A 13,806-nucleotide genomic window follows, 5' to 3' on the forward strand; every position below is an offset into this window, starting at 1 on the left:
GCGCATAGTTACAACGTCTGCAGGAATCGCATGAGCGCGTCCGGTGCCCGGTATCGACGCATCTTGGTATCCGGTGCCTCCAGTCGTGCAAGCGCCTTCTCCTTCATCGCAAGGTCGGCTTCGACATAACGATGAGTGGTCGTCGTACTCTCGTGCCCAAGCCACAGGGCGATCACGTTGAACGGCACGCCCGACTGCAACAGGTGCATGGCGCTCGTATGTCGCAACGTGTGGGGTGAGATGTGTTTCTTGTGGAGGCTGGGTTGTTCTGCGGCTGCCCGTCTCACGGCCAGTGCCAGGCGTTGGGCGACGTTGGATCGGTGCATTGCCTGCCCATCACGATTGGGCAGCAAGGCGGCCTCGCCGCGTAGCGTCGGGTTCCGCCGTAACCAGGCGCGGACTTCCACAACCGTCGTGCCCCACAGCGGTATGGATCGCAGCTTGCGCCCCTTGCCATGCAGGTGCACGCAGGCGCCACCCTCCAGGACGACATCGACCACGCGCACGCCGATGATCTCGGACACACGCGCGCCGGTGTTGTAGAGCATCGCCAGAAGGAGGTGGTCGCGCTGCGAGGACCAGGTCGTGCCGGGTTGCCCAAGCACCGCCATCATCTCGGCTCGACTGAGGAACCCCAGCAGCGGCCGTTCGAAGCGCTTCATCGGCACCGCCAGCGCCCGCTCGATGTCATGCAGCGAGGACACATCACGGCGTGCGGCGAACTTCAGGAACGCGCGCAACGCAGTGAGCCTTAGGTTGCGGCTGCGAACCGCATTGTTCCGATCCTGCTCCAGGTGATCAAGGAAGGCTAAGATCAACTCGGGACGCATATCGACCAGTTGCATCGCCGTGGGGGTCTTGCCCAGCCTGCAACCGGCGAAGTCCAGAAACAGCATCAGTGCATCGCGGTAACAGGCCACTGTGCGTGGGCTGAGCGCACGTTGCGCGACCAGATACTCGGTGAAGAACTGCTGGACCAGCGCGGCGAATGACGGTGGCTTGGGTGCCGTGGCCTTACGCATCTTCGGCATCCGCGTGCGACATGAACGACTCGAAGCGGCCCGCAGCCAGCGCCATCAACTCCGGTACAGCCGAGAGGTACCAGTAGGTGTTGGTTACCATCGCATGGCCGACGTAGGTCGACAGCGACAGCATGGCCTGATCGATGTCCACGCCTGTGGCTTGCCACTTGAGGATACGGCGCACGACGAAGGTGTGCCGCAGGTCGTGGATGCGTGGGGCATCGTGCGTTCCGGGGTTATGCAAACCCAACTGCCGGCGGAGTTGGCCGAAGACGCGATGGACCTGGCGGTCACCCAGCGGCAGCCCTCGACGCCGACCGCGGGTGCCGATGAAGAACGGGGCATCTTCCGCGGCAGACTCACCCGCCAGGTCGCGCGTCCGGCGATACCGCCGCAGGGCGTCCACGGTGCTGGGGTGCATGGGCACCTGGCGCGACTTGCCAAACTTGGCCTGGTGGATGTGCAGCACTCCGGTCTTGAGGTCGACGTCCAAGTTGCGCAGCGACAGCGCTTCACCGATACGCAGACCGGTCGAAGCGATCAGGCCAAGCAGCGTCTCGAAGACGGCACCGCGAAGTCCCGCCACAGGCCCGAGCCGTCTGGCGGCAGCCAGTAGGTCGATGACCTCTTGCTGGCTGTAGATATGCGGTGCCTGCCGTTCCGGCAGTCGCCCGAAGATCGCATCATCGGGCACCTCGGTGCGTGGCTCGAACTGCTGCAGCCAGCGCATGAACGTGCGCAGCTTCTTCAGCCGCCGCGCCCAGTTGGCCATGACCTCCAGCGTCAACGGTCCGCGATGGCCGACCGCCCGGACATAGCCCGCGAAGCTGCGCAAGCCGTAGCCCTCGTTGCGGTCGGAGAACCCCAACCGGCGGCGTTCGGCCAAGAACTTCTCGATAAGCGACGGCACGGAAGGGCGCGCGCTCATGCCGCACTCCCCGGCCATGGCAACGCAACCTCAGTCAACGTACGGCTGTCCAGCTTGGCGTAGATCATCGTGGTGTTCAGCGAGCGGTGGCGCAGCACGTCGGCCACCTCCTTCAGCGACGAACCACCGGCCAGCAGCCGATTGGCCATCGTGTGGCGAAGCAGATGCGAGCGTGTGTAGGGCAGCCCGGCGCGCGCGTAGGCCTGCCGGATCGTCTTGCGCACGAGATCGGGGCCGACGGACTCATCACGCGGTGCCACCGCGCGCGCGAAGACGGCACGGTTGCTGGTCTTGGGGCGCTCCTGCTTAAGGTAGCCAGCGATGGCCTCGCCGGTGGTCGCGGGCAGCGGCGGCACATCCTCGCGGCGCCCCTTGGTACGGCGTAGCGTAATCGTGCCGCGGCGCCAGTCGATATCGTCCAAACCGAGCCGAGCGATCTCGCCGCTGCGAAGTCCAAGATCGAGGGCGCAGCGCACGATGGCGTCGGCGCGGCGCATCGAACGACCGGGGCGACCGAGCGATGCGACCAACTGCTGGACTTCTTCAGCCGTCAGCGTCTTGGGCAGCGAGGACAGCGACCAGTTGGCAGGGTAAGACACCGCTCCGACCAGACGGTGAACGCGGTCCCCCCATGAGGCGCGGTAGCGGAAGTAGCCGCGCAGCGACGCCACCACCGAGCCGGCACTGGCAGGCTTGCTGTAAAGCTTGGCTTGCTGCGCGAAGAAGCGTCGAATGTGTTCGGGCTTCATTGCCGCGATGTTGAGGACGCCGTCGCCGAAACGCGCGGCCAGCAGCCGACCGACGATGCGCAGCGCCATGCTCCGGGTCCTGGGCGCCAAGCCGCGTGCGTGCTCCATGTATTGGTCATATCGGAGCAACTCCGCTTCCACCTCGGTAGTGCCGACGGTCGGCGACACGATGGCGCCCTGCGCGCGAAGCACGACAAGTAGATGGGTCAGTGCCGCGCTGAGGTCCCGTCGATCGTGGCGCATGGGTCCCGCGCAGTTGCAGGTCGGGAGGTGCTCGTCGAGGAACTCGGTGATCGACCGTTCGTCGATCCGGCGCAACTGGAGGCGTGTGCTGCGCGCCCAGCGTGCGAAATGCGTGATGCCAGCCAGGTAGGCAGCGCAGGTGGATGTGGCGTACCTGCCCTCCGTGATGTGCTGCTTGAATGCATGCGCGTACGGGCCGATCGGCCCGTCGGCGAGCCAGTCGATGCCAACACTGCGGGAACGGTGAACGATGCTCATGGTGGTCTCCAGAAGTGGAACCACCAGTGCACTTGAGCACGAAAACTATGTCCAGATCTGCGCCGACCGACCTCGCTGTATGATGCCCCACGTCTGCGTTAACGCAGTCTCCATCCAGCTACCTGCGCATAGTTGCGACCTGCGCATAGGGGTCGGAAGCCGCCCTCCACCGGCCTTGGGAAACCGACAATATTGCCGAAGCGACTGGTCCAAACGATCACTTTCCGATGCATTCGTTTTGGCGCGCGCGACTCAACGGATGTGGGCAGAGGCCTTCAGGGCAGGCCCAGCACGCTACGCGCACCCGCGCGGAAGCGCCGACTGAGATCCAGTCTGGTGCCGTCGTGCAGCACGACTTCCGCACAGCCCTTGAACAGCGGATGCACTTCGCGGATGCGCGCGAGGTTCACGAGTGTGCCGCGGTGGATGCGCAGGAAGCGCGCGGGGTCGAGCTGCGCCAGCAGGTGACGCAAGGTGTCGCGATGCAGGTAGCGCGTCGGGCCGATGTGGATGTGCAGGTAGTTGCCGTCGGCGCGGATCCAGTCGATGTCGTCGACGGGGAGCACGCGGATGTGTTCGCCGTGACGCACGCTGAGGCGTTGCACATAGCCATCGGCGGGCGTCGGTGCGGACGCATCGCCGGTGCCGGCGTGCAGGCCTAGCCAGTGCCGGTTCACCCGCGCCATGGCCTGGTCGAAGCGGGCCTGGTCGATCGGCTTGAGCACGTAGTCCAGCGCCATCGCATCGAACGCGCGCAGCGCGTGTTCGGCGAACGCGGTGGTGAACACCACCAGCGGCAGGCGGTCGGAGGCGAGTTCGTGCAGTAGTTCGAAGCCGTCCATGCCGGGCATCTGGATGTCGAGGAACAGCAGGTCCGGCTGCAGCGCCCGCACCGCCTGCATCGCCTCGGCGGCGTTGCCGCATTCGCCGACGATCTCCACCTCGTCGTGCGTGGCCAGCGCCTGGCGCAGGGCCAGCCGCGCCAGCACTTCGTCGTCGACCAGCACGGTGCGCAGGCGTGGCGTGGTCATGCGACGTATCTGGTGAAGGGCAGGCGCACTTCGGCGCGCGTGCCGCCGCCGGCCAGCGGGGCGAGTTCGAGCCGCGCCAAGTCGCCGAACAACATGTGCAGGCGCGAGCGCGTGTTGCCCAGACCGATGCCTTCGGGTGCGCCTTGCGGCGGCAGGCCGAGGCCGTCGTCGTCCACGCGCAGTTGCAGCTGCTCGCCGTCGCGCCGTGTCGAGACGCGCAGGATGCCGGCGCCGGGCTTGTCCTGCAAGCCGTGGCGCAGGGCGTTCTCCACCAGCGGCTGCAGGATCAGGTTGGGTACCGCCGCCGCCAGGGTGTCGTCGGCCACATCCAACTCGGTGCTGAGCCGGTCCTGGAAACGCACTTGCTGGATGTCGAGATAGCAGCCGAGAAAATCCAGCTCGCGCGACAGTGGCACCTGCGGCGCATGGCGCTCTTCCAGCGTCAGCCGCAGGAAGTCGCTGAGCCGCGCGATCATCAGCCGCGCCTGCAGCGGATCGGCCAGCGCCAGCGCCGAGATGGCGTTGAGCGTGTTGAACAGGAAGTGCGGCTGCAGCTGCATGCGCAGCGCTTGCAGCTGGGACTGGGCCAGTTGCGTCTCCAGCTGCGTGCGGCGCAGACGCTCGCCGCGCAGATGGCGGCGCGATTCCAGCCCGCGCAACACCACCAGGATGATCCAGTAGGTGAGCACGGCGAGGTGGAAGCTGTAGGCGAACTCCATCCGCAGGTACTGGCCAAGTGTATGCACCGGCATGCGTCCGGGGCCGCATAGCGACCAGAACACCACCAGGTGTGCCAGCATCTGCAGCAGCGCCACTGCCGGCGCGGCCGGCACGTGCACCAGGCAAAACCGGCCCCAGCCGCGCCCTGTGCCCTGCCGGCCCAGCCAGCTCACCAGCGGCACCAGCAGCATCCACAGCCAGAAGTTGCTGAGGTTCCACGCCAGCGCGCGCAACCATCCCGGCGGGTAGCCCTCGCTGATCGACGCCAGCCCGCCGCTGAGCGCGTAGGACAGCGCCAGCAGCGTCCAGAAGCCGAATGCCAGGGCCCAGGTCCTCGTCTGCCGCGAGGTGATGTCTTCCGGCACAGGACTCTCGCTGGCCACGCCAGCCGCTGGCTCACTATTCATCCGCGCAGTATGCCCATGCCGCGCAGCCGGCGGATAGGCCGGAAGTGATGCCCGCGCGAAACGTGAGCCGGGAGTCAACGCGCCCCTGCCGCAGTGGGCCCATGGCCCCGTTTCATCGAGATCGGCTCGCCCTGTGTTCCGTCAGCCAGGGTCTGAGCGACAGGCGATGGATGCGGTGGTCCGCCGCCGTGAAATACAGCGTGGATAGGTCTGGATCGAGACGCGCCTCCTCGCCCGACGGCCCGAGGTGGATCGGTAGGCCCCAGCCCGCAGGTGTGGCGAAGGCCATGAACAAGTCGTTCGTATTCGCTGCGGCGGGCTCACGATTCGAACTGAACACGATGAAGGACTTGTCCGGCGCGATCGCCGGATCGACATCGGCGGTCGCGCCTTCGTTCGACGGCAAGGGCAGCCGTACCGGCGGCTGGAATTGCCTGCCGGCAAACTGGCTGAAGTAGATCCGCAGATGATGGCTCTGCGGATCGGGCCTCATGAAATACAAGCTGCCGTCCGCCGCCACCGCCGGCGAGTAGGTCGCCGGGCTGCTGTTGACGATATCGGGAAGCCGCATCGGCGTGCCCCAGCCATTGCCCGCGCGGTTCACGCGCCACAGGTTGCCGCCGCGGCCAGGTTGCGGCTTGCCGCCGAAGTAGCCGTCCAGCGCTTTGCCGCCGGCCGTGGCGGGCCGGTTGGAAATGAAGATCAGATACGAGCCATCGGGCGCCATCACGGGTTCCAGGTCCATCCACCGGTCCGAAAACGGCGCACGCTGCGGCGTCGACCAGACTCCTGCCTGCCGATGCGAAAGATAGATCCGCCGCGTGGGCCCCTTTCCTCGTGCGAACACCACCGTCCGGCCATCCGGTGTGAACGCGGGCGATGCATCGTCGCCCAGCCCCCATGCCGGCTCCGCCTGAAGCTGGCGGGAAGCCGTGGGAGCCGTTGCGGATGGTGCGTCCTGCCAGGAGGCCAGCGATACCTGCCAGATATGGTCGGCGCCGTTGTTCCATGTCGCCGCGGCATTTGGGTCCAATGCCGGCAGGCGGCGATCGCTGTAGAAATACAGCGTGCGGTGATCGGGGCCCAGCTGGGCGCCCATGCTGTGCTTGCCGCCGTTCACCGTGTCGCCGAGATCGCGCGGCGCGCTCCAGCCGGTGGGCGTGTGGAACGCGATGGCCAGCCGATAAGGTTGCTGCGTATCGTGCTTGATGCTGAAGACCATGAACGAGCGGTCCGGCGCGATCGCCGGATCGCGAATCTGCGCGTTGGCATCGCCCAGTGTCACCGCATACGGCCGCTGGTAGCCGCCATCGCGGTAGACCGAGCGCAGCAGATGGAGCTGCGCGTCCGGCGCGCTGCGGCCGATGAAGTAGATGCTGCCGTCGGCCGCGACGCTGGGGGCAAACGTCATCGAACTGCTGTTGACGATATCGGGCAGTCGCACCGGCGCGCTCCAGCCATGGCCTTGCTGATTCACCCGCCACAGGTTCATGCCGCGACCGGCATAGCGCTTGCCCGCGCTGACTGCGTCGATGGGCGAGCCGCCCGACCCGGTCGGCCGGTTCGAGACGAACAGCACGAACGAACCATCCGGAGCCATCGCCGGATCGAGGTCGCGCCATCGGCCGGAGAATGGCGCGACCCGCGGGCTCGACCAGTGGCCGCCGTGACGGTGCGATTCCATCAGCGTGGAGCTGTCGGTGCCGCGCATGAAATACACCGTCGCGCCGTCGGGCGTGAACGCCGCCGCGCCATCGTCGTCGGTCCCGGCGATCTCGCCGGGCGCGAAGATCGTGGCCGTTGGCGAAGAATCCGGCGACATGGCCCGAACCGTGTGGGCCATGCCGGCGAATAAGGCCGTGGCTGCAAGGATCGCGCTGAGTGCCGGCAGGCGCGTGTCAATTTTCCGCATGTCTATCTCCCTTGCCGCGCGTCCGCTGTACAAGCCTTCAGACGAGGCGCCGATGTGGTTGATGAAATCAGGCTGGCATGGACTATCGGTGGCGTCGCTGATCTTGTGACGACAGGCACCGTGGGGGTGATGAACGGCACGCGGGCACGTATCGATGGTCGAAGGCGTCGTAGGCGAATCGCGCGCCGGTCAGCGCGACCGCTGCCCAATGCGTGGCGACCGTTTGTCCCGTCATCGTCGTCGGTCGTCACAGGAACGGTGCGGCGCACCGCCATGCCGGGCAGGCTGCCTCAGCGGCAATCTCGCCGCGGACGAGGGCAGCAGCATGCGCAAGCAATATCTCTTCCAGATCGGCTTGGCGTGCCTTGCCGCCACGACGACGGGAATGACGGGTGCGATCGCGGCGACTGGCCCGGACGAAACCGCCAGGACCGAAGCGGCGGTGATCGCGGTGGATCAGCACTGGCTGGAGGCCGAACTTAGTGGTGATACCGTCTGGCTCGATGCCATGCTGCTGCCCGAGTACCGCTCGGTCGGCGCCGACGGCGCGGTGCATCCAAAGTCCGCGATCATGGCGCACGCGGTGAAGAACCGCGGTTCGGACGAGGAACGTCGCAAGGTGGAGGCATGGATCAAGGCGCATCCGTCGGGCAAGGCGGTCGTGATCCACGGCGACACCGCGATCCTGTCGTTCTACGACCCGGCGAAGGGTGCGGCCAGCGACGTGCGTTCGTCCGACATCTTCGTCTACGTCGACGGCCGCTGGCACGCGCTGTACTCGCAGCACAGCTGGCCGGGAAAGAACTAGGCAACCCTGTGTGGGAGCGACTTCAGTCGCGATGGCCGCGGTAGCTGCCTGCAGTATCCCGGTATCGCCGTTGCTCGACGCACCACCGGATGGCGCAGTGCGCTGCTACGCCATCGCGACTGAAGTCGCTCCCACGAGACAAGCCACGGCCGGTGTGCAGCGTTCCCCGCAACACAGCGGACCTCGCCCCTCGGCCGCTCACCAGGGAATCACTTCGCCGTCGCGGAAGAAGCGCCCGGTCGGTGCTGGCACGGGCAGGTCGGCTGCCCATACGATGCCTGCCGCGCCGCGCTCCACGGGCCGGCCGCCGGGGCCGCCCAGCTCGGTGGCGACCCAGCCAGGACACACGGCGTTGACCGCGATGCCGCTGCCCTCGAGCTCCGCCGCCAGCGTTCGAGTATAGGCGTTGAGCGCGGCCTTGGAAGTGCGATACGCCACGCAGCTGGCGCTGGTCGAGCCGCTGGCGCCGCAACCGCTCGATACGTTGACGATGCGGCCGTAACCGTGCCGCCGCATCAGCGGCAGCAATGCGCTGGACAGACGCCAGCTGCCGAACAGGTGAGTCTCCAGCGCGGCGTGCGCCGGCGTGATGTCGCGGGTGCTGGCCGCGGCGTCGTGGTCGTAATGGCCGCCGGCGTTGTTGACCAGCACGTCGAGCCGGCCGTAGGTAATCTCGATCCAGCGCACCAGCGCATCGACCTCGTCCTGCCGGGTCACGTCGAGCTGCACCGCGATCACCTCGCCGGGTGCCCCGGCGAGCTTGCGTACCGCATGCAGGCCTTTGTCGAAATCGCGCGCACCCAGCAGCACGGTCATGCCGCGTTCGCTGAGCTGGCGCACCACCTCGAAGCCGAGGCCGCGGTTGGCGCCGGTGACCAGCGCCACACGATAGACCGGTGCGGTCGCCGTCGCCGGCACGCGTCGGGCCGGCCGGCTCATGGCGCGGCGTCGGACTTGGCCACGGCGCTGCAATGCTCGTCGCCACAGGCCTGCCAGCCGCCGCCTAGCGCCTTGTACAGCGCCACGGCGCGGGTGTTGATCGCCGCCTCGGCCTGGGCCAGATCGTCTTCGGCAGCGAGCTGGGTGCGTTCGGCATCGAGCAGTTCGAGGAAGCTGGTGGCGCCTTCCTGGTAGCGCACGCGGGCCAGGTCGGCGGCGCGTTTGCTGTGCGTGCTCTGCTCGATCAGATGATCCACCCGCACACGTTGCTGGTTGAATCCGGTGACCGCGTTGTCGATGTCCTCGATCGCCAGCAAAACGGCCTGCTGGTAGTTCGCCTGCGCCGCGTCGGCGCGCGCTTCGCTGACATGCAGGTTGGCGCGCACGCGCTGGATGTTCAGGCCGGACCAGCTGATGCTCGGCGCCAGCGACCATGCGCGCGTCGACGGGCTGCCGAAATCATTGCTGCGTCCGGCCAGGAAACCGAGGAAGCCGCCCAGCGTGATGTGCGGAAAGAAGTCCGCCTTGGCCACGCCGATGCGTGCCGTGGCGGCGGCATATTCGCGTTCGGCGATACGCACGTCCGGCCGCCGTGCCAGCACGTCGCCGGCGTCGCCGATCGGCAGGCTCACCGCAATCGGCGTGAAGCTCTTCGGCGAGACGTCGATGTCGAGTTCGCCCGGCCGTTCGCCCAGCAGTACGGCGAGCCGGAATTCGCTGGCGCTGGCCTGCGTCTGCAGCAGCGGCAGCTGCGCCTGCACCGCACTGAGCCGGGCTTTCGCGCTGGCCACGTCCTGCTCGGAACCGGAGCCGAGCTGCTGGCGCAGGTCGGTCAGATGCACGGTCTGTTGCTGGCTTTCGATGTCGCGCCGCGCGATGTCCAGTCGCAGCTGGCTGCCGCGCAATTCGAAATAGTTGCGTGCGACCTCGGCCAGCAGACTCACTTGCGCGCTGTGCAGTGCCGCCTCGCTGGCGCCGAGATCGGCCCGGGACGCTTCCACCGAACGGCGCACGCCGCCGAACAGGTCCAGCTCCCACGACGCGTCGAAGCCGGCCCGGTACGTCGTCACCGTCTGCCGCTGCGTGCCGAAGCCCGGCTGCTGACCGCGGCTGCGCGTGTAGTCCACGCCGGTATCGATCGTCGGCAGCTGGTCGGATTTGGCGCCGCTGAGCAGCGCCCGCGACTCGCGCAGGCGTGCCACCGCGATGCGCAGGTCCAGATTGTTGGCAGCTGCGCGCTGGATCAGCGCGTCCAGCGTGGGGTCGTTGAACTGCTTCCACCACGCGGCCTGGAACTGCGCGTTGTTCTCTTGTGCCGCATCCAGTCCCTGCAGCTGTGGTGCGGCGGGTTTCGTTTCGCGATAGTTCGGACCCACGCTGGCGCAGCCGGCCAGGGCCAGGGCCAGGGCCGCGCTCAGCGCGGCGACCTTGAGAGACATTTTCATCAGTGGTTCTCCAGCGCCGGCAGGGCGTGTGCCGCGGCGCGTGCGGCCGCACGCGCTTCGCGGCGCTCGACCAGGGCGCGAATCAGGACATAGAACAGCGGGGTGTAGATCAGTCCGAAGATGGTCACGCCCAGCATGCCGGAGAACACCGCCACGCCCATCGCATGGCGCATCTCGGCACCGGCGCCTTGCGAGGTCACCAGCGGCACCACACCCATGATGAAGGCAAACGACGTCATCAGGATCGGGCGCAGCCGCAGCTTGGCCGCTTCCAGCACCGCTTCGTGACGGCTCATGCCTTCATGCTGACGTTCGCGGGCGAACTCGACGATCAGGATCGCGTTTTTGCACGCCAGCCCGACCAGCACGATCAATCCGATCTGGGTGAAGATGTTGTTGTCGCCACCGGAGAGCCACACGCCGGCGATCGCGGACAGCAATACCATCGGCACGATCAGGATCACCGCCAGCGGCAGCGACCAGCTCTCGTACAGCGACGACAGCACCAGGAACACCAGCAGCACGCACAACGGGAATACCAGGATCGCGGTGTTGCCGGCCAGGATTTGCTGGTAGGTCAGTTCGGTCCACTCGAAGCTGATGCCGTTGGGCAGGTTGTCCTTCGCCAGTTTTTCCATCGCCGCCTGCGCCTGGCCGGAGCTGTAGCCCGGCGCCGGGCCGCCGTTGATCTCGGCAGTCGGGTAGCCGTTGTAATGCTGCACGCGATCCGGGCCGGCACCCTGCTGCACGGTGACGAACGAACCCAGCGGCACCATCTGGCCCTGCGCGTTGCGCGTCTTCAGCTGCAGGATGTCCTGCGGCGTGTGGCGGAACGCGGGGTCGGCGGACACGTTGACCTGGTACGTGCGGCCGAACCGGTTGAAGTCGTTGACGTACAGCGAACCCATGTAGGCCTGCATGGTCTGGTAGACGTCGCCGAGGTTCACGCCTTCGGCCTTGGCCTTCTCGCGATCCACGTCGGCGTCGACCTGCGGCACGCTGACCTGGAAGCTGGAGAACAGTCCGGCGAGCGCCGGATCCTTCCGGCTGGCGGCGATCAGGTTCTGGGTCTGCTTGTACAGCTCGTCGAAGCCGCGGTCGCTGCGGTCCTCCAGCTGCAGGCGGAAGCCGCCGATGGTGCCCAGTCCCATCACCGGCGGCGGCGGGAACACTGCGATGTAGGCGTCCTGGATCGCGCCGAACTTCTGGTTCAGCGCGCCGGCGATCGCGCCGGCCGAAAGATCCGCGCTGCGGCGGTCCTCGAACGGCTTCAGCGTGACGAACACGATGCCGGAGTTGGTCGAGTTGGTGAAACCGTTGATCGACAGGCCCGGGAATGCGACGGCATGTTCGACGCCCGGCTGCTTCAGCGCGATCGCGCTCATCCGCTGGATCACGTCCTCGGAACGATCCAGTGAGGCCGCATCGGGCAGTTGCGCGAACGCCACCAGGTATTGCTTGTCCTGGCCCGGCACGAAGCCGGTCGGCACGTGCGAGAAGCCGAACCAGGTCAGGGCGATCAGTCCGGCGTACAGCACCAGCGCCAGCTTGCCCTTGCCGACGATGCGTTTCACGCCACCCACGTAGCGCTCCGACCCGCGGTGGAACATGCGATTGAACGGCCGGAACAGCCAGCCGAACGTGCGGTCGATCGCGCGGGTAAGGCGGTCCTTCGGCGTGTCGTGGCTCTTCAGCAGCACTGCGGCCAGCGCCGGGCTCAGGGTCAGCGAGTTGAACGCCGAGATCACCGTGGAGATCGCGATGGTCAGCGCGAACTGGCGATAGAACTGGCCGGTGAGGCCGCTGACGAACGCGGTCGGGATGAACACCGCACACAGCACCAGCGCGGTCGCCACGATGGGGCCGGTGACTTCGCGCATCGCCTGGCGCGTAGCTTCCTTGGGCGGCTGGCCCAGCTCGATGTGCCGCTCCACGTTTTCCACCACCACGATCGCGTCATCGACCACGATACCTATCGCCAGCACCAGTCCGAACAGCGACAACGCATTGAGCGAGAAGCCGGCCAGGTACATCACCGCGAATGTGCCGATCAGCGACACCGGCACCGCCACCAGCGGAATGATCGAGGCGCGCCAGGTCTGCAGGAACAGGATCACCACCAGCACCACCAGCAGGATCGCCTCCAGCAAGGTATGCGCCACCGCTTCGATCGAGCCGCGCACGAATACGGTCGGGTCGTACACGATCGAGTAGTCCACGCCCTGCGGAAACTCCTTCTTCAGCTGCGCCATAGTGGCGCGCACTTCGTCGGAGATCTGGATCGCGTTGGAGCCGGGCCGTGCGAAGATCGGCAGCGCCACTGCCGGCTTGTTGTCGAGCAGGCTGCGCAGCGCGTAGTTGTTGGAACCCAGGTCGACCTTGGCGATGTCGCTCAGATGGGTGACGCCGCCGTTCGCGTCGGTGCGCACGATGATGTTGCGGAAGTCGTCCTCGCTGACCAGCCGGCCGCGGGTGTTGATGTTGAGCTGGAATGCCGAATTGGTCGGCCCGGGCGGCGCGTTCAGCGCACCGGCGGCGACCTGCACGTTCTGCTCGCGGATCGCGTTGACCACGTCGCCGGTGGTGAGTCCGCGCTGCGCCAGCTTCTGCGGGTCCAGCCACACGCGCATCGAGTATTCGCCCGCGCCGAAGATCTGCACGTCGCCGACGCCGTCGAGCCGGCCCAGCACGTCTTTCACGTGCAGCCGCGCATAGTTCGACAGGTACAGCATGTCGTAGCGCTGATCCGGCGAGGTGAGATGCACCACCATGGTGAGGTCGGGCGAGCTCTTCTGCGTGGTCACGCCCAGCCGCTGCACTTCCTCCGGCAGCTTGGGCAAGGCTTGCGCCACGCGGTTCTGCACGTCGACCTGGGCGGTGTTGAGATCGGTACCCAGCGCGAAGGTCACGGTCAGCGTCAGCGCGCCGTCGCTGGTCGCCTGCGAGGAGCTGTACAGCATGCCCTCGACGCCGTTGATCTGTTCCTCCAGCGGCGTGGCGACGGTTTCCCCGATCACTTTCGGGTTGGCGCCGGGATAGCTGGCGCGCACCACCACGGTGGGCGGCACCACCTCGGGGTATTCGCTGATCGGCAGCTTGAACACCGCGATGGAGCCGGTGATCACGAACAGCAGCGACAGCACGGCGGCCATGATCGGCCGGTTGACGAAAAATTGGGCGATGTTCTTCATGCAATGAATCCTCGACGAAGCCGTTTCGCGGCTTCGGTCTTCTTTGCTCCTGCCCCTGCGTCGCAGGGAGAGGTGGGGAGGGGGTAATGCTTGTTTCTTGCTACGCGTTCTGGTTTTCGCTGCGCGGTTCGCGGGAGGGCTCCATTCTTCCCC

The 13,806-nt window shown here is 66.8% G+C and carries 11 protein-coding genes; 2 read left to right on the forward strand and 9 right to left on the reverse strand.

Features of this window, described 5'->3' with window-relative positions:
• Positions 1-8 precede the first annotated feature (8 nt).
• From ACFPPB_RS09885 to ACFPPB_RS09910, 6 genes are all read right to left on the reverse strand, one after another.
• Positions 9-1,022, reverse strand: coding sequence for a tyrosine-type recombinase/integrase (locus ACFPPB_RS09885; protein WP_377326595.1), 1,014 nt, complete (start codon positions 1,020-1,022; stop codon positions 9-11).
• Positions 1,015-1,950, reverse strand: a complete 936-nt coding sequence (locus ACFPPB_RS09890; RefSeq protein ID WP_377326596.1) for a tyrosine-type recombinase/integrase — start codon at positions 1,948-1,950, stop codon at positions 1,015-1,017. The genes ACFPPB_RS09885 and ACFPPB_RS09890 overlap by 8 nt, the downstream gene beginning before the upstream one ends.
• Positions 1,947-3,200 (reverse strand): tyrosine-type recombinase/integrase, encoded by a 1,254-nt coding sequence (locus ACFPPB_RS09895; RefSeq protein WP_377326597.1) that lies wholly within the window; start codon positions 3,198-3,200, stop codon positions 1,947-1,949. Before ACFPPB_RS09895 ends, ACFPPB_RS09890 begins: the two co-directional genes overlap by 4 nt.
• A 275-nt stretch (positions 3,201-3,475) precedes the next feature.
• Complete coding sequence (locus tag ACFPPB_RS09900) at positions 3,476-4,231, reverse strand: LytR/AlgR family response regulator transcription factor (RefSeq protein ID WP_377326598.1); 756 nt, start codon at positions 4,229-4,231, stop codon at positions 3,476-3,478.
• The gene (locus tag ACFPPB_RS09905; protein ID WP_377326599.1) at positions 4,228-5,358 is read right to left on the reverse strand and encodes a sensor histidine kinase; all 1,131 of its coding nucleotides are present in this window, start codon (positions 5,356-5,358) and stop codon (positions 4,228-4,230) included. The genes ACFPPB_RS09900 and ACFPPB_RS09905 overlap by 4 nt, the downstream gene beginning before the upstream one ends.
• Before the next feature lie 112 nt (positions 5,359-5,470).
• Positions 5,471-7,069, reverse strand: coding sequence for a TolB family protein (locus ACFPPB_RS09910; RefSeq protein WP_377326600.1), 1,599 nt, complete (start codon positions 7,067-7,069; stop codon positions 5,471-5,473).
• On the opposite strand from ACFPPB_RS09910, the gene ACFPPB_RS09915 reads away from it, so the two are divergent.
• On the forward strand, positions 7,068-7,379 hold the full coding sequence (locus ACFPPB_RS09915) for a hypothetical protein (protein WP_377326601.1): 312 nt from the start codon (positions 7,068-7,070) through the stop codon (positions 7,377-7,379). The two genes, ACFPPB_RS09910 and ACFPPB_RS09915, sit on opposite strands and share 2 nt — an antisense overlap.
• A gap of 216 nt (positions 7,380-7,595) precedes the next feature.
• Positions 7,596-8,078, forward strand: coding sequence for a nuclear transport factor 2 family protein (locus ACFPPB_RS09920; RefSeq protein ID WP_377326602.1), 483 nt, complete (start codon positions 7,596-7,598; stop codon positions 8,076-8,078).
• A 198-nt stretch (positions 8,079-8,276) separates the two neighbouring features.
• Here ACFPPB_RS09920 and ACFPPB_RS09925 read toward each other — a convergent pair whose 3' ends face one another.
• The 3 genes from ACFPPB_RS09925 to ACFPPB_RS09935 are packed head-to-tail and all read right to left on the reverse strand — an operon-like array spanning position 8,277 to position 13,653.
• On the reverse strand, positions 8,277-9,017 hold the full coding sequence (locus tag ACFPPB_RS09925; protein WP_377326603.1) for an SDR family NAD(P)-dependent oxidoreductase: 741 nt from the start codon (positions 9,015-9,017) through the stop codon (positions 8,277-8,279).
• The gene (locus ACFPPB_RS09930) at positions 9,014-10,462 is read right to left on the reverse strand and encodes an efflux transporter outer membrane subunit (RefSeq protein WP_377326604.1); all 1,449 of its coding nucleotides are present in this window, start codon (positions 10,460-10,462) and stop codon (positions 9,014-9,016) included. Before ACFPPB_RS09930 ends, ACFPPB_RS09925 begins: the two co-directional genes overlap by 4 nt.
• Positions 10,462-13,653, reverse strand: a complete 3,192-nt coding sequence (locus ACFPPB_RS09935) for an efflux RND transporter permease subunit (protein WP_377326605.1) — start codon at positions 13,651-13,653, stop codon at positions 10,462-10,464. The genes ACFPPB_RS09930 and ACFPPB_RS09935 overlap by 1 nt, the downstream gene beginning before the upstream one ends.
• Positions 13,654-13,806: the final 153 nt, after the last annotated feature.

Origin of the sequence: Rhodanobacter terrae, from assembly GCF_042657005.1 — a bacterium.
Taxonomy (GTDB): domain Bacteria; phylum Pseudomonadota; class Gammaproteobacteria; order Xanthomonadales; family Rhodanobacteraceae; genus Rhodanobacter; species Rhodanobacter terrae.